We start from the raw sequence: 18748 nt of genomic DNA on the forward strand, positions 1-18748 counted from the left end.
AGGTCGGTCGGGTGGGGTCGGGAGGTGGTCGCCGGAGGGCTCGCGTAGGGGGAGCCCGTACCCGGGATGGCACACCGTCACCGAGAGCGGCGCATCAGCCATTCGCCTCTCTCCAGCGCGGCCGGGCACGCCGCGCTTCCCCGGTGTGATCTGCCCTGAGCGAACCGGGAGGGGCCCCGCCCGCGGCTAGCATCGGGCCGTGCGGGTCTCCTCTGCCGTCGTCTCCCGGATCGCCCTGGTCAACCTCCTGGCCAACGGCGCGATCGTCGTCACCGGCGGCGCGGTGCGGCTGACCGGCTCCGGGCTGGGCTGCCCCACCTGGCCGCGGTGCACCGACGCGAGCTTCGTGGCCACGCCGGAGCTGGCCGGCCACGGCGCGATCGAGTTCGGCAACCGGCTGCTGACCTTCGTGCTGGCCGCGGTCGCGATCGCCACCGTCGTCGCCGTCTTCCGCTCCGGCCGCCGCGACCTGCGGCGGCTGGCCGTCGTCGCGTTCCTGGGCATCCCCGCGCAGGCGCTGCTCGGCGGGGTGACCGTGCTGACCGGCCTGAACCCGTGGACGGTGGCCGCGCACTTCCTGCTGTCGTCGGTGCTGGTCGCGGTGTCCACGGTGCTGTGGCTGCGCTCGCGGGAGCCCGGGGTCGGGCAGCCGCTGGTCCGCCGGCCGATCGCGCTGCTGGTCGGCGGGATCGCCGCGGTGACCGCGGCGGTCCTGGTGCTGGGCACCGTGGTCACCGGGTCGGGCCCGCACAGCGGCGACCTCGACGAGACCGGCGCCCCCTCCGGCGGGCGGATGGGCTTCGACCCGGAGACGGTCAGCCAGCTGCACGCCGACGTCGTCTTCCTGCTCGTCGGGCTGACCGTCGCGCTGCTGGTGGCGCTGTACGCCATGGACTCCCCCGGCCGGGTGCGCCGGGCCGCGCGCGACCTGCTGGTCGTGCAGCTGCTGCAGGGCGTGGTCGGCTTCGTGCAGTACTTCACCCACCTGCCCGTGGTGCTGGTGCTGCTGCACATGCTCGGCGCGGTGCTGGTGACCGCCTACACCGCGCGGCTGGCGTGGTCGGTCCGCGGCCCGGCGACCGAGCAGCCGCTGGACACCCCCGCCGTCCCCACCGCCGCCGCCCGCTGAGCCGCTCGACCGGCGCCTCCGGCGGCGGGCCCACCGCACGGGCCCCACCGCACGGTGCCCGACCTCGCCCTGCGGGGTGAGGTCGGGCACTGCGGGCCGAGGCCCGGGGCGACGTCGCCGGGCTGCCCTCGGTCGCGCCGGCGGACGCACCTGAGCCCGCGAGATCGCCGCGTGTCGACCTGGCGCGGTCTCGTCGCCGCCGAGGTCGCAACGGGTCGACACCGGGCGCGCCGGCGCAAACCCCCGACGGTCGAGATCACGGGATCTCGACGGAGGGGAGCGGGAGCCGAGCGGCTCAGACGAGGACGTCGACGGCGATGGCGATCGACAGCAGCGTCATGTGCGTGATCGACACCGAGAACAGCTTCATCGGCCGGTCGGGGACGCCGGCGCGGATCCGGTCCAGCCACTGGTGGGACTCGGCGACGTACCACGCGCCGAGCAGCCCCCCGCCGACGGCGAAGGCCCAGTTGAGGACCGGGGTGACCGAGCCCATGAGCAGGGTGGCGCCCAGGGTCGCCCACGCCCACACGACCGACTGCCGGCCGACGCTCTCGGGCCCGGCCACCACCGACAGCATGGGCACGTTCGCGCGGGCGTAGTCCTCGCGGAAGCGGCTGGCCAGCGCCCAGAAGTGCGGCATCTGCCAGCAGAAGACGACGGCGAAGAAGGCGAGCGCCGGCCAGTCGAGCGAGCCGGTCACCGCCGCCCAGCCGATGAGCACCGGCGCCGCCCCGGGGAAGGCCCCGAAGACCGTGTTGTGCCGGGTCCGGCGCTTGAGCACCATCGTGTAGACGACGGAGTAGGCCAGGATCGCCACCGCGGCGAGCGCCGTGGCCAGCGGCGTGGTGGCCACCCACAGCAGGGTCAGCGACGCCGCGGCGAGGACCAGCCCGAACACCAGCGCCGCCCGCGGCGACACCACCCCCGCCGGGATCGGGCGGTTCCGGGTGCGCGACATCAGCCGGTCGATGTCGCGGTCGTACCAGCAGTTGAAGACGTTGGCCGCGCCGGCGGCGAACGTCCCGCCCACCATCGTGGCGCCCACCAGCCGCCAGGACGGCCAGCCGTCGGCGGCCATCATCATCGCCGGCAGGGTGGTGACCAGCAGCAGCTCGACGAGCTTGGGCTTGGTCAGCGCCACGTAGGCGCCCACCACCGCCGGCAGGCGGCGGGCGGGAACGACCGGGCGCTCGGTGAGCGCCGTCACCGCACGTCCTCCCCCGCGTGCTCGCAGGGCGCCACCGGGCACGCAGACAGCACGGGGGTCCCTTCGAACCGGGGGATGAACGGTCCCCACTCTATCCCGCAGGAGCCGCGCCCACGGGTCGGGATGACTAGGGTCTGATCACGTTGACGCCGCGCGGACAGCGGGTAGGGCCGTCGCCGACGACGGAGCGTCCGGGCCAGTGATGGCCCGGGTGCACACCGGATCAGCTGCACACCGCGCCCGCGTCGCCCGCCCGGGAGCACGGGACAACCGGTCCCCGGACGGCCCCGCACCGGCCGACCTCGAGGAGCACCGTCCGACATGACCAGCGACACCACGGGCTCGGGTACCCGGAGCACGGAGGCCGAGGCCCCGGCCGAGGCCGCCACCGACTCCCCCACCGGCGACCCGCGACAGCCGCACCCCACGCTGCCCGACGGCTTCGGCGACCTCGACCGCCGGGCCATCGACACCGCCCGCGTGCTGGCCATGGACGCCGTCCAGAAGGTCGGCAACGGCCACCCGGGCACCGCGATGAGCATGGCGCCCACTGCCTACCTGCTCTTCCACAAGTGGCTGCGCCACGACCCGACCGACCCGAACTGGGTCGCCCGCGACCGCTTCGTGCTGTCGATGGGCCACTCGAGCCTGACGCTGTACGTGCAGCTGTACCTATCCGGCTACGGCCTGGAGCTGGCCGACCTCGAGGCGCTGCGCACCTGGGGCTCGAAGACCCCCGGCCACCCCGAGGTCAACCACACCCCCGGCGTGGAGACGACGACCGGCCCCCTCGGCCAGGGCGTCGGCAACGCCGTGGGCATGGCGATGGCCGCCCGCCGCGAGCGTGGCCTGCTCGACCCCGACGCCCCCGAGGGCGAGAGCCTCTTCGACCACACCGTCTGGGTCTTCGCCTCCGACGGCGACCTGGAGGAGGGCGTCAGCGGCGAGGCCTCCTCGCTGGCCGGCACCCAGCAGCTGGGCAACCTGGTGCTCGTCTACGACGACAACCGGATCTCCATCGAGGACGACACCAACGTCGCCTTCACCGAGGACGTCGGCAAGCGCTACGAGGCCTACGGCTGGCACGTGCAGCACGTCGACGACGGCGAGGACCTGGCCGCGGTCGACGCCGCCTTCGCCGCCGCCAAGGCCGAGACCGGCCGCCCGTCGATCATCGTGCTGCGCACGATCATCGCCTGGCCGGCGCCGAACAAGCAGAACACCGGCGCCGCGCACGGCTCGGCGCTGGGCGAGGACGAGGTGCGCGCCACCAAGGAGGTCCTCGGCTTCGACCCGGAGAAGAGCTTCGACGTCGACGACGAGGTGCTCGCCCACGCCCGCGCGGTGGTCGACCGCGGCCGCCAGGAACACCAGGAGTGGCAGCAGCGCTTCGACGCCTGGGCGCAGCAGGACCCCGAGCGCGCCGCGCTGCTGGAGCGGATGCGCGAGCGCCGGCTCCCCGAGGGCTTCGCCGAGGGCCTGCCGACCTTCGACGCCGACCCCAAGGGCGTGGCCACCCGCAAGGCCTCGGGCAAGGTGCTCGCCGCCCTCTACCCCGCGCTGCCGGAGCTGTGGGGCGGGTCGGCCGACCTCGCCGAGAGCAACAACACCGCCGTCGAGGGCGAGCCGTCGTTCCTGCCGTCGGACCGCCAGACGAAGATGTGGAGCGGCGGCCCCTACGGCCGCACCCTGCACTTCGGCGTCCGCGAGCACGCCATGGGCGCGGTCATGAACGGGATCGCGCTGCACGGCGGCACCCGCGTCTACGGCGGCACCTTCCTCACCTTCAGCGACTACATGCGCGGCGCGGTCCGCCTCGCCGCGCTCATGCAGCTGCCGGTCACCTACGTGTGGACGCACGACTCGATCGGCCTGGGCGAGGACGGCCCGACCCACCAGCCGATCGAGCACTTCGCCGCGCTGCGCGCCATCCCCGGCCTCGACGTCGTCCGCCCGGCCGACGCCAACGAGGTGACCGTCGCCTGGCGGACGATCCTCGAGAACAACGACCGCCCGGCCGGCCTGCTGCTGTCCCGGCAGAACCTGCCGGTGTTCGACCGGTCGCAGACGGGCTCGGCCGAGGGCGTGGCCCGCGGCGCGTACGTGCTGGCCGACGCGTCGAACGGGCAGCCCGAGGTGATCCTGCTCGGCACCGGCTCGGAGGTGCAGATCGCCGTCGCCGCCCGCGAGCGGCTGGAGGCCGACGGCGTCCCGACCCGCGTGGTGTCGGTGCCCTGCGTCGAGTGGTTCGCCGACCAGGACCAGGCCTACAAGGACGAGGTGCTCCCGCCGAGCGTCCGCGCCCGGGTCAGCGTCGAGGCCGGCGTGCCCATGGGCTGGCGCGAGTTCGTCGGCGACGCCGGGCGGATCGTCGGGCTCACCCACTACGGCGCCAGCGCTTCCTACTCCGTCCTCTACGAGCAGTTCGGCCTGACCGACGAGGCCGTCGTCGCCGCCGCCCGCGAGTCGATCGAGGCGGCCGCGTCGGGCCCCGCCGTCCCGGCCGGCCCGGTGGCCGCCACCGGCGGCCTCCCCCACCCCACCGGCGACAGATGAAGGACCCTGTCGCCCCCCGACCCCCGCGAGCTCGGGCCGGGACCCTGCGGCAGGGCCGTTCCAGCACCTCACCAGGAAGGCAGTGACATGGCACAGAACGAGAAGCTGGCGCAGCTGTCGTCGGCGGGGGTCGCCGTCTGGCTCGACGACCTGTCCCGCGACCGCATCCGCAGCGGCAACCTGCAGTCGCTGGTCGACGAGTACTCCATCGTCGGCGTCACCACCAACCCGACGATCTTCGCCGCGGCGATCAGCGGGTCGGACTCCTACGACGACCAGGTGCACGCCCTCGCCGTGCGGAGGGTGAGCGTCGAGGAGGCGCTGCGCACGATCACCGCCGCCGACGTCCGGGACGCCTGCGACCTGCTCGCGCCGGTCGCGCAGCGCCAGCCCGGCGACGGCCGGGTGTCCCTGGAGGTCGCCCCCGGCCTGGCCCACGACACCGACGCCACGGCGGCCGAGGCCGCCCACCTGTGGTGGCTGGTCGACCGGCCGAACCTGTTCATCAAGATCCCCGCCACCGAGGAGGGGCTGGCGGCGATCACCACCTCGATCGCGCGCGGCATCAGCGTCAACGTCACCCTCATCTTCAGCCCCGAGCGGTACCGCGCCGTCATGGACGCCTACCTGGCCGGGCTGGAGCAGCGGCTGGCCGACGACGCCGACGCCGACCTGACCCAGATCGCGTCGGTGGCCTCGTTCTTCGTGTCCCGCGTGGACAGCGAGGTGGACAAGCGGCTGGAGAAGGTCGGCGCCGAGCAGCTCAAGGGCAAGGCGGCGCTGGCCAACGCGCAGCTGGCCTACCAGGCCTACGAGGAGGTCTTCTCCTCCGACCGCTGGAAGGCACTGGAGGCCAAGGGTGCGCGGCCGCAGCGCCCGCTGTGGGCCTCCACCGGCGTGAAGAACCCCGAGTACTCCGACACCCTCTACGTCAGCGAGCTCGTCGCCCCCGGCACGGTCAACACGATGCCGGAGAAGACGCTCAGGGCCTACGCCGACCACGGCGAGGCCGGCACCCCGGTGCAGCAGACCTACGACGACGCGGCGGCCACGATGAAGGCCATCGCCGACGCCGGGGTCGACCTCGACGACGTCTTCCGCGTGCTCGAGGACGAGGGCGTGCAGAAGTTCGTCGACTCGTGGGACGAGCTCACCGACTCCGTCCGCAGCGAGCTCGAGGACAAGGCATGACCCTGCAGTTCAGCTGCAGCGGTCTCGACGTCCCCGAGAACGTCCGCACCCAGCTCGCCGACGACGACGTCGCCGCGCGGCTGGTCGCCAAGGACGCGACGCTGTGGGGGCCGGAGGCCGAGAGCGAGGCCTCGATCCGGCTGGGCTGGCTGGACCTGCCCGCCTCCTCCCGGGAGCTGGTGCCGCGGCTGGCGGCGCTGCGCGCGGAGCTCGCCGGCGAGGGCCTCGACCGGGTCGTCCTCGCCGGCATGGGCGGGTCCTCGCTGGCGCCGGAGGTCATCTGCCGCACCGCCGGTGTGCCGCTGGTCGTGCTGGACACCACCGACCCCGGCCAGGTCGCCGCGGCCATGACCGACCTCGACCGCACCGTGGTGGTGGTCAGCTCCAAGTCCGGCGGCACCATCGAGACCGACAGCCATCGGCGCGCCTTCCTCGCCGCCTTCGCCGAGGCCGGCCTCGACGAGGAGCAGGCCGGCCGCCGGTTCGTCGTCGTCACCGACCCCGGCTCGCCGCTGGCCGACACCGCGGCGGCGATGGGCGCCCGCGCCGTCTTCCTCGCCGACCCGAACGTCGGCGGCCGCTACAGCGCGCTGTCGGCGTTCGGGCTGGTGCCGGCCGCGCTGGCCGGGGTCGACGTCGAGCCGCTCCTCGACCGGGCCGCCGAGCTCGCCGAGCAGCTCGCCGAGCAGGGCAACCCGGCCCTGGAGCTCGGGATCGCGCTGGGCGCGGGCTTCCGCACCGGCCGCGACAAGGTGGCGCTCGCCGACGGCGGCACCGGCAGCGGCCGCATCGAGGGCTTCGGCGACTGGGCCGAGCAGCTGATCGCCGAGTCCACCGGCAAGGAGGGCCGCGGGCTGCTGCCCGTCGTCCTGGAGTCGGTGGACGCCCCGGGCTCGGCCGCGCACGACGCGCTGCTGGCCGTCGTCGACGGCGACCCGGTCGAGGGCCGGCCCTCGGTGGGGGTCAGCGGCCCGCTGGGCGCCCAGTTCCTCGGGTGGGAGTACGCGACGGCGGTGGCCGGGCGGATCCTCGGCATCGACCCCTTCGACCAGCCCAACGTCACCGAGTCCAAGGAGAACACCGCCCGCATCCTCGACGCCGGCCTCCCCGACGAGCAGCCGGCCGCCACGATCGGCGCGGTCGAGGTGTACGGCTCGGGCGGGGTGCTCGACGGCGTCGACCTCTCCTCGCACGACGGGCTGCGGCTGGTGCTCGACGCGCTGCTGGCCGCGGTGCCCCCGCGCGGCTACCTCGCCGTCATGGCGTACCTCGACCGCCAGGCCGACGCCCGCGCCGGGGAGCTGCGCGCGGCGCTGGCCCGGCGCACCGAGCACGCGGTCACCTTCGGGTGGGGCCCGCGGTTCCTGCACTCGACCGGCCAGTACCACAAGGGCGGGCCGCAGGTCGGCGCGTTCCTGCAGCTCACCGGGGCCACGGCGACGGACCTGCCGGTGCCCGACCGGCCGTTCTCCTTCGCCACGCTGCAGGCCGCCCAGGCCGCCGGCGACCGGCAGGCGCTGGCCGACCGGCAGCGGCCGCTGCTGCACCTGCACCTGACCGACCGCGCCGCCGGGATCGACCAGGTCCTCGGTGCCCTCGGCTGACCGCCGGGGTAGCACCGGAGCCGCCGGCACGACCGTCGGCACGAGGAGCCCAGAGGAGGACTCGTGATCCCCAACCCGCTGCGCGATCCGCGGGACCGGCGGCTGCCGCGCGTCCCCGAGCCCTGCGCGCTCGTCGTCTTCGGCATCACCGGTGACCTCGCGCGCAAGAAGCTGCTCCCGGCGGTCTACGACCTGGCCAACCGGGGGCTGCTGCCGACCAACTTCGCGCTGCTGGGCTTCGCGCGGCGGGACTGGGGCGACCAGGACTTCGCCGAGCTGGCCCGTGACGCCGCCCGCAACGCCGCCCGCACCCCCTGGCGGGAGGAGGTGTGGGAGCGGCTGGCCAGCAGCGTGCGGTTCGTGCAGGGCTCCTTCGACGACGACAACGCCTTCGACGAGCTCGCCAACGCGCTGGCCGACCTCGAGAGCAGCCACGGCATCGGCGGCAACGCCGCGTTCTACCTGTCCATCCCGCCGGCGATGTTCCCGGTCGTGCTCAAGCAGATGCAGCGCACCGGCATGGCCGAGAGCACGCCCGACCGGTGGCGGCGCGTCGTCGTCGAGAAGCCCTTCGGCACCGACCTGGCCTCCAGCCGGGAGCTCAACGAGCTGGTCGACTCGGTGTTCAGCGCCGAGGACGTCTTCCGCATCGACCACTACCTGGGCAAGGAGACCGTCCAGAACCTGATGGCGCTGCGGTTCGCCAACACGCTGTTCGAGCCGATCTGGAACGGCCACCACGTCGACTCGGTGCAGATCACGATGGCCGAGGACGTCGGCATCGGCGGGCGGGCCGGGTTCTACGAGAAGACCGGCGCCGCCCGCGACGTGCTGCAGAACCACCTGCTGCAGCTGCTGGCGCTGACCGCGATGGAGGAGCCGGTCGAGTTCTCCGCCGACGAGATCCGCACCGAGAAGCTCAAGGTGCTGCGGGCGGTGTCGCTGCCCGAGGACGTGCGCACCTTCGCCGTCCGCGGCCAGTACGAGCAGGGCTGGCTGGCCGGCCAGCGCGCCCGGGGCTACCGGCAGGAGGAGGGCGTCGACCCGGAGTCGACCACCGAGACCTTCGCCGCCGTCCGGCTCGGGGTGGAGACCCGCCGGTGGGCCGGCGTGCCGTTCTACCTGCGCACCGGCAAGCGGCTGCCGCGGCGGGTCACCGAGATCGCGCTGGTGTTCAAGCGGGCCCCGCACCTGCCCTTCGCCGACACCGACACCGAGGAGCTGGGCAACAACCAGCTCGTCGTGCGGGTGCAGCCCGACGAGGGCGTGACGCTGAAGTTCGGCTCGAAGGTGCCCGGCAGCGTCATGGAGGTCCGGGACGTGTCCATGGACTTCCTCTACGGCGAGCAGTTCACCGAGACCAGCCCCGAGGCCTACGAGCGGCTGCTGCTCGACGTGCTGCTGGGCGACGCCACGCTGTTCCCGCGCAACGCCGAGGTGGAGGCCTCCTGGGCGGTGATCGACCCGCTCGAGGAGTTCTGGGCGGGCGGCACACCGGAGCCCTACCGGGCCGGGGAGTGGGGCCCGCGGGCCGCCGACGAGATGCTCGCCGCCGAGGGCCGCCGGTGGCGGCGGCCGTGAGCGCGAGCCGACGGGAGGAGAACCCGTGACGACGCTGTGGGACACCACCGGATCCGCGGTGGTCAAGGAGCTGGCCGCCCAGCGACGGACCGGCGGCGCGGTGCTCTCCGGCGTCGCGCTGACGCTGGTCGTCGTCGCCGACGAGGGCCGGGTCACCGAGGCCGAGGACGCCGCGACCACCGCCGCCGAGCAGCACCCCTGCCGGATCCTGGTGGTGGTGCGCCGGCAGATCGACGCACCGGTCCCCCGCCTGGACGCCGAGGTGTCCATCGGCGGGCGGCTGGGTCCCGGCGAGGCGGTCGTCATGCGCATGTACGGGCGGCTGGCGCTGCACGCCGAGTCGGTGGTGCTGCCGCTGCTGGCCGCCGACGCCCCGGTGGTCACCTGGTGGCACAGCGACCCGCCGAGCCGGCTGACCACCGACGCGCTCGCCGTCATCGCCGACCGGCGGATCACCGACAGCACCGTGGCCGCCGACCAGATGCGCGCGCTGCGCACCCGCGCGCAGGACTACGCGCCCGGTGACACCGACCTGGCCTGGACCCGCGCCACCGGCTGGCGCGCGACGCTGACCTCGGCGCTGGACTCCGTCTCCGGCCGCCGGGGCGACGCCGTGCAGGTCCTCGGCGGGCGGATCGAGGGCGACCCGGGCGCGGCCACCGCGCAGCTGCTGGCCGGCTGGATCCAGTCGCGCTCCGGCGCCCGGCTCGACGTCGTCCAGGCCACCCGGCACGCGGGTCCCAGCGGCATCGACTCGGTGGTCCTGCAGCTCGACCAGGACGAGGAGGTGCGCGTGCACGCCGACCGCCGCGGCGGTGCGGTCATCAGCCAGCCCTACCGGCCCGACGCCACCATGGCCCTGCCCGACCGCTCGCTGGGCGACCTGCTCGGCGAGGAGCTGCGCCGGCTGGACCCCGACGAGCCCTACGCCGAGGCGCTGGAGGTCACCACCGGGGTCTCCGGGCTGGCCGGCCGCACCGGCGTGCGCTCGCACGTCTGGGTCGACCCCGCCGAGCAGGACGGCGCCGGCTCCGGGGCGGTCGACGCCGAGCAGGTCGACGAGGGCAGCCCGCACGGCGCGGCACCCACCGTCCCCCCGACGTCCGAGGGCACCGACGAGGTGGCCCTGCACGGCGAGCACGACACCCCCGACCCGACGGCGCCCGAGACGTCCGAGGCGGTCCGGTGACCCTCACCCCGGGGGACCGCATCGTCGAGGAGCTGTCCCGGCGCAGCGAGGGGCCGGTGCCCGACGTGATCGTCGAGCCCGACGCCGAGACGCTGGCCCGGGCGGTCGCCGCGGCGCTGGTGGCCCGGCTCGCCGCCGCGCAACTGGTGCACGGGACGGCGTCGGTGGTGCTCACCGGCGGCGGCGTGGGCACCGCGGTGCTGCGGCACGTCGCCGGACTGGCCGCCGAGCCGGCACCCGGCCAGGACGTCGACTGGACGGCGGTCGACGTGTGGTGGGGCGACGAGCGGTTCGTCCCGGCCGACGACGACGAGCGCAACGAGAAGGGCGCGCGCGAGGCGCTGCTGGACCGGGTCGGCGTGCCGCCGGAGCGGGTGCACCCGATGCCCGCCTCCGACGCCGGGTTCGCCGAGCCCGAGGAGGCCGCGGAGTGGTACGCCGGCGTCCTCTCCGACGCGGCTCGTGACTCCGGGGCCGACGGGCCGCTGCCGCGCTTCGACGTGCTGCTGCTGGGCATGGGCCCCGAGGGCCACGTGGCGTCGATCTTCCCGCACTCGCCGGCCGCCTCCGACGACCGCCCGGTGGTGGCGGTGCGCGACTGCCCCAAGCCGCCCCCGACCCGGGTCAGCCTCGGGTTCTCCGCGATCGGCAGCGCCGAGGAGGTGTGGCTGCTGGTGGCCGGGGAGGGCAAGGCCGAGGCGGTCGCCCGGGCGCTCGGCGGCGCCGACCCGCTCGACGTGCCGGCGGCCGGCGCGTGCGGCCGGCGGGCCACCCGCTGGCTGCTCGACGCCGCGGCCGCGAGCCGGCTGCCGGGAGCGGCCGACGCCGACGGAACGGGTGCCGGAGGCCCCGGCACCGACGGCTGACGGTGGCGCCGCCGGCTCCCGGGGGGTTGTGGATCGGGGTGCTCGGACACCTCGAGCTGCGCCGCGACGGCGTGCCGGTGCCGATCGGCGCCCGGCTGCAGCGCGCGGCGCTGACGGTGCTCACGGTGGAGGCGGGCCGGCTGGTGCCCGTCGACCGGCTCGCCGACCTGCTGTGGAACGGCGCCCCGCCGCCCAAGGTCGCCGCGTCGGTGCACACCACCATCGCGCTGCTGCGCCGCACCCTCGACCCCGGCCGGGCCCCCCGCTCCAGCGGTTCGGTGCTGCTCAGCGCGCCGCCGGGCTACCGGCTCGCCCGCGAGGCCGTCCAGATCGACGCCGACGTCTTCGAGCGGCTCCTGGTCGAGGCCGGGAGTGTGGCCGGCCGCGACGACGCCCGCGCCGTGGCGCTGCTCGACGACGCCCTCGCGCTGTGGCGCGGGCCGGCGCTGGCCGAGTTCGCCGACGAGCCGTTCGCCCGCGCCGCCGTCGACCGCTGGGAGGGGCTGCGGCTCGGCGCGGTCGAGCAGCGGGCCGCGGCGCTGCTCGGCCTCGGCGAGACCGGTCGCGCCGTCGCCGACCTGCAGGAGCACCTGACCCGCTCCCCCCTGCGCGAGCAGGCCCGGGCCACCCTCGCCCGCGCGCTGTACCTCGCCGGCCGTGCCGCGGACGCGCTCGCGGTGCTCGCCGAGGGGCGACGGCTGCTCCGCGACGAGCTCGGGCTGGACCCCGGCCCGGCGCTGCGCGAGGTGGAGGAGCAGATCCTCCGCCACGACCCGGGGCTGCGGCCGGCCCCCGCGCCGACGTCCCCGGCCGCGTCCCGACCCGCGCCGGCGCCGCGGCCGGACCGGCCGCCCCCGTCGCTGCGCGGCCGCGAGGCCGAGTGCACCCTGCTGGCCGACGTCCTCGCCGGCGCCGCCGCCGGGTCCGGCGCCGTCGTGCTCGTCACCGGGGACGCCGGGATGGGCAAGTCGGCGCTGCTGCAGTGGCTCACCGCGGCGGCCGTCGCGGCGGGCGGCGGCGCGCACACCGGCACCTGCCGCGACGGGGTGGCCGGGCCGCCCTACTGGCCGGTGCTGCAGGCGCTGCGCGCCGCCGTCCCCGTCCTCGACGCCGCCGCCCGGGAGGAGGTGGCCCGCGCGCTCGGCCCGCTGCGGGCCGTCGTCCCCGGTCTCGGGGACCCGCCGCCGGGTGCCGGCGTCGACCCGGCCATGGTCCTGGTGCACCTGACCGACGCGCTCGGCGCCGTGCTCGGCGCCGCCGGCCGGCCCGCGGTCCTGGCCCTGGACGACCTGCAGGCCGCCGACCCCGCGACGCTGCGACTGGTCGCCGGCCTGGCCGCGGACGTCGCCGCCGCCCCGGCCGTCCTCGCCCTCGCGCTGCGCAGCGGCGAGGACGGCGGCCCGGCCCTGGTCGACGCGCTGGCGGCCCTCGGCCGGCTGCCACGGCTGGTGCGGCTGGACCTCGAACCCCTCCCCGCCGACGCCGTGGCCGACCTGGTGCGCGCCGCCGCCCCCGCCGGGCTGGGTGACGACGGCGTCCGGGAGACGGTCACCCGCGCCGGCGGCAACCCGTTCTTCGCCCTGGAGCTGGCGCGGGCGGCCCCCGCGCCGGGCGGCGCCGCGCCGACGGGCCGGGGCCGGGCGGTCGGCGGGGTGCCGGCGGCGGTCCACGACGTCCTGCGCCAGCGGGTCCTCCGCCTGCCGCCTCCCGGCCCCGAGCTGCTCACCGCCGCGGCCGTCGCCGGGTCCCCCCTGCCGGTGGAGGACCTCGCCGCGGTGGCCGGGGTGCCCGTCGGGACGGCGCTCGACGCCCTGGAGGCGGCGGTGGCCGCGCGCTTGGCCGTCGACGGCGGGGAGGGCACCTTCGCCCCCGGGCACGCGCTCCTCGGGGAGGTGCTGCGCGCGCAGCTGTCCAGCGCCCGCGCCGCCCGGCTGCACCGCGCCGTCGGCGAGCGGCTGGCCGCGCGGGCCGGCGACGACGACGAGCAGGCCTCGCGCGTCGCCGCCCACCTGCTCGCCGCCCGCGTCCTCGACGGCGGCGCCGCCGCCGTGCCGTGGCTGGAACGGGCCACCGACCACGCGGTGCGGGTCTCGGCGCTCGACCAGCTGCGCGAGCTGGGCGGGCCGCTGCTCGCGGCGGCCGCGGCGCTGCCCGCCGGGCCGGACCGCCGGCGCCGGGAGCTGCGCGCGCTGAGCCGGACGGCGTACGCCGACGCGTGGGCGGCCGGCTACGACAGCCCCACGATCCGCGAGTACGGCCGGCTCGCCGCCGCCTGGGAGGTGCCCGACCCGCCGCTCCCCGGCGACGTCGAGCTGCTGTGGGCGGCCACCCTGTTCCAGTGCCAGGTCGGCCGGCTCGACGACGCCGACCGCACCGTGGCACGCATGGCCGGGCTGGCCGGGCGGCTCGACGACCCCACGGCCGGCTACCTGACCGAGGACATCACCGCCGTCGTGCGGTGGATGCAGGCCCGCCCCGCCGAGGCGCTCGAGCACGTGGACCGGGCCGCGGCGCACGTCGACGGCGGCCGGGTCGACCTGTCCCGCTCGCTGGCGTTCTCCCCGCCCACCCGCCTGGCCGTCGTCCGCGCCCTGTGCCTGTGGCTGCTCGGCCGGCGCGACGACGCCCGCGCGCAGGCCGACACCGCCCTCGCCGTCGCGCAGGAGGCGGGCCTGGGCGCGGCCGGCTTCGCCCGCCGCTGGGCGCTGGTCCTGGGACTGGTGGACGGCGACCCCGACCGGGTCCGTTCCCTGGTCGCGCTCCCGCTGCGCGAACCGGCCTGGGAGCGGTACCGCTACCCGTCGGCGGTGGTGGCCTTCGCCGAGGGGTGGCTGCTGGCCGGTCGCGACCCGCGGGCCGGGCTGGCCGCGATGCGGGCGGCGCACGCGGCGCTGGCCGAGCAGGGCCTGGCCGCCGGCCGGTCGGTGTTCCTCGGCCTGCTGGCCGCCACCGCACTGGCCGCCGGGGACCCCGCCGCGGCCGCGGCGACGTGCGAGGCAGGGCTGGCCGTCGCCGAGCGCGGCGAGCGCTACTGGGTGCCGGAGCTGACCCGGCTGCTCGCGGCCGCACGGGCCGCCGGCACCGGCGTCAGTGGACACCAAGACGCCGCCCAGTCCGGGCCGCCACCCTCGGCGCCATGACCACCGCGACTCCCGTCCCGACCCCGTCCGCTCCCCCGCGCGACCCCGTCACCGACGTCCGGCCCGGGGACCGCTGGCTGGTCGTCGTCGCCCACCCCGACGACGAGGCCTTCGGCTGCGGCTCGACCATCGCCCGCGCCGCGGCGGCCGGTGCCCGGGTGACGCTCGCCTGCGCCACCCGCGGCGAGGCGGGCGAGCCCGCGCCCGGACTGGCCGACTGCGCCGACCTCGGCGCGGTGCGGGAGGCCGAGCTCTACCGGTCGGCCGCCGCGCTCGGCATCGGCTCGGTGGAACTGCTGGGGTACCGCGACTCGGGGTTCGACGGGGAGCCGCCCCGCGGGTCGCTGTGCGCGGCCGCGCCGGACGACGTCGCCGGTGTGCTGGCGCGGCTGGTGACCGAGGTGCGGCCCGACGTCGTGCTCGTGCTCGACGGCAGCGACGGGCACCGCGACCACCGGCGGATCCGGACCGCCACGGCCGCCGCGGTGCGCGACGCCGCCGGGGCGGCCACCGTGCTCGTCGAGCACTGCCTGCCGCACTCGCTCATGTGCCGCTGGCTGGAGGAGATGCGCACGCTGCGGCCGGACACCGCCTACCACGCGATCGACCCCGCCGACCTCGGCCGGCCCGACGCCGAGGTGACCGACGTCCTCGACGTGCGGGCCGTCCTCGACCGGCGGGAGGTGGCGATCGCCGAGCACCGCTCGCAGGCCTCGCCGTTCGACGGGCTCAGCCCGCAGCTGCGGCGGGCGTTCCTGGGCACCGACCACCTGGCGCGCGTGCCGTGGCGGCCCCGCGGCCGGCAGCGGTGGTGGGACCCCGCCCGGGCCGGCTGGGTGCCGTGCCCGGCCCGGGCCTCGAGGCCCTAGGCCTCGCGGCGGATCAGGCGCCGCGGCGGGCCCGCAGCTTGGCCAGGGCCTCCTCGAGCAGGGCGTCGCCGTCGGCGTCGCTGCGCCGCTCCCGGACGTAGGCGAGGTGGGTCTTGTAGGGCTCGGTGCGCGGCGCCGGGGGCGGCGACTGCGCGTCCTGGCCGGCCGGCTGGCCGCAACGGGGGCAGTCCCAGAACTCGGGCACCTCGGCGTCGGTGGCGAACGCCACCCGGGTCTCGTGGCCCTGGCTGCACCAGTAGCCGATCCTGTGCCGCGGTGCGGCCTCGCCGCGCTCCGCCTCTCCCATCGGACCCGCTCCGACCCGGGTCCCCCGGATCGCGTTGCCACCAGCCACGAGCGCCCCCTCAGACCGACCTGCCCGGCGCGGACCACGCCGTTCGCGCAGTCTAGGGCCTCGGGGACGTTCTCTCGATCACGTTTTCGCCGCGGGCGCAGCGATGCCCGGTCGACCGGCGCGAGTGACTAGACCTTGAGCAGTATGCCCAGCGTCACGATGCAGATCGCCCAGACGAAGCCGGTGAAGACCGTGAGCCGGTTGAGGTTCTTCTCCACGACGGAGGACCCGGACAGCTGCGAGGAGACCGCACCGCCGAACATCGAGGACAGGCCGCCGCCCTTGCCCCGGTGCAGCAGGATCAGCACCACCAGCAGGACGCTGGCGAGGACCAGCAGCACGTTGAGGACGAGCTCGACCATGCGCACCAGGGTAACCGGTGCCCGGAGCCGCTCCGGTCAGCGCACGCCCGCGGTGGCCAGGTCGTAGCCGGCGTAGGGCCGCAGCACCACCGCGTTGTGCAGCCGCTGACCGGCCAGCAGCTGCACGCGGGTCTCCACCAGCGGCACGTAGGCGCCGGTGTCGAGGGCGGCGGCGGCCACCTCCCCCCAGGCCGTGGTGGCGGCGCCGGGGTCGGGCGCGGCGCGGGCGGTGTCGACCGCCGCCGACAGGGCCGGGTCGGTCAGCCGCGCGAAGTTGGTGTTGGCGACCGGGCTGACCGAGCGGCCGTCGACCAGCGGCACGAGGAACGAGCCGGGGGTCGGGAGGTCGGCCGTCCGGGTGGCCAGCACGATGCCGAAGCCGTTGCGGGTGACGTTGTCGGGGCTGCCGACGTCGGTGGCGTAGAAGCTGGCCGCCGGCAGGGGACGGACCTCGGCGGTGATGCCGACCTCGGCGAGCTGGGCGGCGACGGCGTCGGCCACGTCGAGGCTGGCCTGCGCGTCGGGCACGGCCATCACCGTGCTGAAGCCCTCGGGCCGGCCGCACGCGGTCAGCGCCGCGCGGGCGGCGTCGGGGTCGGGCCCGCGGTCGGCCTCGTCGGGACCTCCCGGGAGCGCGGCCGGCCACAGCCGCGCGGTGCGCACGGCCCGGTCGCCGCCGAGCACGTCCTGGACGGCGCGGCGGTCGATCGCGGCGGCCACCGCGGCGCGGCAGTCGGGCTGGTCCATCGGGGCGACGTCGGTGGGCAGCGCCAGCAGCCGCACCGCGCCGGTCGTCATGTCGTCGACCCGGTCGGGCAGGGGCACCACTCCCCCGGTGTCCCCCGTCAGCCGAGCGGCGGTGGCCGGGTGCACCCCGGTGCCGGAGACGTCGACGTCGGCGGAGCCGGCGAGCAGCGCCTGGTCGCGCTCGAGGTTGGACAGCCCGGTGCGGACGACGACCCGGTCGGGCAGCGCCGTGCGCACCCCGTCGGCGGCCGCGTCCCAGGCGGGGTTGCGGTCGAGCACGATGCCGGTGACCGGGTCGACGGAGGTGACCGCGTAGGGACCGGAGGAGACCGGGTCGGCGCCGTAGGCGGCGCCGGTGTCGCTCTCCACCGGCACCGGGCTGCTGGAGGGCAGCGCCAGGACGTAGGGGAAGTCCGGCTGCGCCGAGCGGAGCCGGAAGACGATCGTGGCGTCGTCGGGGGTCTCGATGGCGGCGAGCCCCAGCTTGGCCGGGTCCTCGTCCTGGTAGGGCCCGGCGTAGGGGTTCTCGGGGTCGTCGAGCAGCTCCACCACGTGGGTGGGGCCGCCGACGATGACGTCGGAGGCGAAGGACCGCTCGATGCCGTACTTGACGTCGCGCGAGGTGATCGGCCGGCCGGTCTCGAACCGCGCGCCCGCGCGCAGGGTGAACGTCCAGCTCAGCCCGCCGTCGGGGGTGGTGCCGAGGTCGGTGGCGAGGTCGGCGACGAGGTTGCCGGTGGCGCCGGGCTCGGAGGAGTAGGTGACCAGCGTGCGGGCGTAGAGCCGCATGAGGTTCCACACGCCGGGCTGGTAGGAGCGCTGCGGGTCGAGGCTGTCGACCTCGCCGGTGACCACCCGCAGCGTGCCGCCGGCCTCGTCGGAGGGTGCGCGCACGCCCTCGACGCCGGCGTCGGGGCCGTCGCCGAGGACCGGCACGCCGCTGCCGCCGTCGCCCCCGTCGCGGCAGCTGACCGCGACCGCGACCACCAGCACGACGACGACCGCCAGGCCGAGCACGCGGGCGGCCGTGCCGCGCAGCAGCCCGGCCGCCCGGGAGGAGCGGGAGCGGGGAGGTCGCTGCAGCGCGCTGCTCACCCACCCACCCCCGCTCGGCTGCCGGGGGAGCGTGCTCAGCTGCCCCCGGCGGCGATCCGACAGATCCGCGCGAACTCGTCGCCGTCGAGGCTCGCGCCCCCGACGAGTGCACCGTCGACGTCCGGCCCGGCCAGGATCCCGGCCGTGTTGCCGGCCTTCACCGACCCGCCGTAGAGGATACGGACGACGGCGGCGGTCTCCGGGCCGAAACGCTCGGCGAGCCGCGACCGGAGTGCGCCGCACACCTCCTGGGCGTCCTCGGGGGTGGCCACCTCGCCGGTGCCGATGGCCCAGACCGGCTCGTAGGCCAGCACGACGCGGGCCGCCTGCTCGGCGTCGAGGCCGGCGAGGGAGGCGTCGAGCTGGTCGGTGCAGTGCACCACCTGACCGTTGGCCTGCCGGACCTCCAGCCCCTCCCCCATGCACACGATGGGGGTGAGGCCGTGCCGCAGCGCGGCCCGGGTCTTGGTGGCCACCACCGCGTCGTCCTCGCCGTGCAGCTCGCGCCGCTCGGAGTGGCCGACGACGACGAAGCCGCACGCCAGCGCCGCCAGCATCGCGCCGCTGACCTCGCCGGTGTAGGCGCCGGAGTCGTGCGCGGAGAGGTCCTGCGCGCCGTACCCGACCGCCAGCTGGTCACCGGTCACCAGCGTCTGCACGCTGCGCAGCGCCGTGAACGGCGGCAGGACGACGACCTCGACGTCGTCGAGCTCCTTCTCGCTGAGGCTGAAGACCAGCTTCTGCACCAGGCCGATGGCCTCCAGGTGCGTCAGGTTCATCTTCCAGTTGCCCGCGATCAGCGGGCGGCGGCCCTCCCGGCGGGCGGGGGCCGGCTGCCTGCGTGCCACCGCGCC

Annotated in this window: 14 protein-coding genes; 9 read left to right on the forward strand and 5 right to left on the reverse strand. The window is 76.3% G+C overall.

Going from position 1 to position 18748, the window contains the following annotated elements:
• Positions 1-199: 199 nt before the first annotated feature.
• On the forward strand, positions 200-1129 hold the full coding sequence (locus CHC04_RS19740) for a COX15/CtaA family protein (RefSeq protein ID WP_089405657.1): 930 nt from the start codon (positions 200-202) through the stop codon (positions 1127-1129).
• 295 nt (positions 1130-1424) lie between these two features.
• On the opposite strand, the gene CHC04_RS19745 is transcribed toward CHC04_RS19740, so the two are convergent.
• A complete protein-coding gene (locus tag CHC04_RS19745) occupies positions 1425-2339 on the reverse strand; it encodes a heme o synthase (protein ID WP_089405658.1) in 915 nt (304 codons plus the stop codon).
• A gap of 321 nt (positions 2340-2660) precedes the next feature.
• Between CHC04_RS19745 and tkt the strand changes: the two genes are divergently transcribed.
• From tkt to CHC04_RS19785, 8 genes are all read left to right on the forward strand, one after another.
• Positions 2661-4895, forward strand: coding sequence for a transketolase (gene tkt / locus CHC04_RS19750; RefSeq protein WP_089405659.1), 2235 nt, complete (start codon positions 2661-2663; stop codon positions 4893-4895).
• A gap of 87 nt (positions 4896-4982) precedes the next feature.
• Positions 4983-6086 carry a transaldolase gene (tal, locus tag CHC04_RS19755; protein ID WP_089405660.1) on the forward strand — a complete coding sequence of 368 codons (1104 nt, stop codon included), beginning with the start codon at positions 4983-4985 and terminating at the stop codon, positions 6084-6086.
• Positions 6083-7690 carry a glucose-6-phosphate isomerase gene (locus tag CHC04_RS19760; protein WP_089405661.1) on the forward strand — a complete coding sequence of 536 codons (1608 nt, stop codon included), beginning with the start codon at positions 6083-6085 and terminating at the stop codon, positions 7688-7690. The genes tal and CHC04_RS19760 overlap by 4 nt, the downstream gene beginning before the upstream one ends.
• 63 nt (positions 7691-7753) lie before the next feature.
• On the forward strand, positions 7754-9271 hold the full coding sequence (zwf, locus tag CHC04_RS19765; protein WP_089405662.1) for a glucose-6-phosphate dehydrogenase: 1518 nt from the start codon (positions 7754-7756) through the stop codon (positions 9269-9271).
• A 25-nt stretch (positions 9272-9296) separates the two neighbouring features.
• A complete protein-coding gene (locus tag CHC04_RS19770) occupies positions 9297-10460 on the forward strand; it encodes a glucose-6-phosphate dehydrogenase assembly protein OpcA (RefSeq protein WP_089405663.1) in 1164 nt (387 codons plus the stop codon).
• Complete coding sequence (gene pgl / locus CHC04_RS19775; protein ID WP_089405664.1) at positions 10457-11326, forward strand: 6-phosphogluconolactonase; 870 nt, start codon at positions 10457-10459, stop codon at positions 11324-11326. Before CHC04_RS19770 ends, pgl begins: the two co-directional genes overlap by 4 nt.
• 38 nt (positions 11327-11364) lie before the next feature.
• A complete protein-coding gene (locus CHC04_RS19780) occupies positions 11365-14466 on the forward strand; it encodes an ATP-binding protein (RefSeq protein ID WP_176450107.1) in 3102 nt (1033 codons plus the stop codon).
• On the forward strand, positions 14463-15335 hold the full coding sequence (locus CHC04_RS19785; RefSeq protein ID WP_089405666.1) for a PIG-L deacetylase family protein: 873 nt from the start codon (positions 14463-14465) through the stop codon (positions 15333-15335). Before CHC04_RS19780 ends, CHC04_RS19785 begins: the two co-directional genes overlap by 4 nt.
• Before the next feature lie 13 nt (positions 15336-15348).
• Here CHC04_RS19785 and CHC04_RS19790 read toward each other — a convergent pair whose 3' ends face one another.
• The 4 genes from CHC04_RS19790 to tpiA all read right to left on the reverse strand — a co-directional run bounded on the left by CHC04_RS19790 (position 15349) and on the right by tpiA (position 18742).
• A complete protein-coding gene (locus CHC04_RS19790) occupies positions 15349-15690 on the reverse strand; it encodes an RNA polymerase-binding protein RbpA (RefSeq protein ID WP_089405667.1) in 342 nt (113 codons plus the stop codon).
• 128 nt (positions 15691-15818) lie between these two features.
• Positions 15819-16052, reverse strand: a complete 234-nt coding sequence (gene secG / locus CHC04_RS19795; protein WP_089405745.1) for a preprotein translocase subunit SecG — start codon at positions 16050-16052, stop codon at positions 15819-15821.
• Between the two features lie 36 nt (positions 16053-16088).
• Positions 16089-17894 carry an ABC transporter substrate-binding protein gene (locus CHC04_RS19800; protein ID WP_245817524.1) on the reverse strand — a complete coding sequence of 602 codons (1806 nt, stop codon included), beginning with the start codon at positions 17892-17894 and terminating at the stop codon, positions 16089-16091.
• A gap of 35 nt (positions 17895-17929) precedes the next feature.
• Positions 17930-18742 carry a triose-phosphate isomerase gene (gene tpiA / locus CHC04_RS19805; RefSeq protein WP_245817526.1) on the reverse strand — a complete coding sequence of 271 codons (813 nt, stop codon included), beginning with the start codon at positions 18740-18742 and terminating at the stop codon, positions 17930-17932.
• Positions 18743-18748: the final 6 nt, after the last annotated feature.

This window comes from Geodermatophilus saharensis, assembly GCF_900188205.1.
Classification (GTDB): Bacteria; Actinomycetota; Actinomycetes; order Mycobacteriales; family Geodermatophilaceae; genus Geodermatophilus; species Geodermatophilus saharensis.

Bases quoted from the DNA above. Each gene is read 5' to 3' on its own strand.
- tkt (WP_089405659.1), top strand. From the start codon at position 2,661: ATGACCAGCGACACCACGGGCTCGGGTACCCGGAGCACGGAGGCCGAG.
- tal (WP_089405660.1), top strand. From the start codon at position 4,983: ATGGCACAGAACGAGAAGCTGGCGCAGCTGTCGTCGGCGGGGGTCGCC.
- CHC04_RS19760 (WP_089405661.1), top strand. From the start codon at position 6,083: ATGACCCTGCAGTTCAGCTGCAGCGGTCTCGACGTCCCCGAGAACGTC.
- CHC04_RS19785 (WP_089405666.1), top strand. From the start codon at position 14,463: ATGACCACCGCGACTCCCGTCCCGACCCCGTCCGCTCCCCCGCGCGAC.
- secG (WP_089405745.1), bottom strand. From the start codon at position 16,052: ATGGTCGAGCTCGTCCTCAACGTGCTGCTGGTCCTCGCCAGCGTCCTG.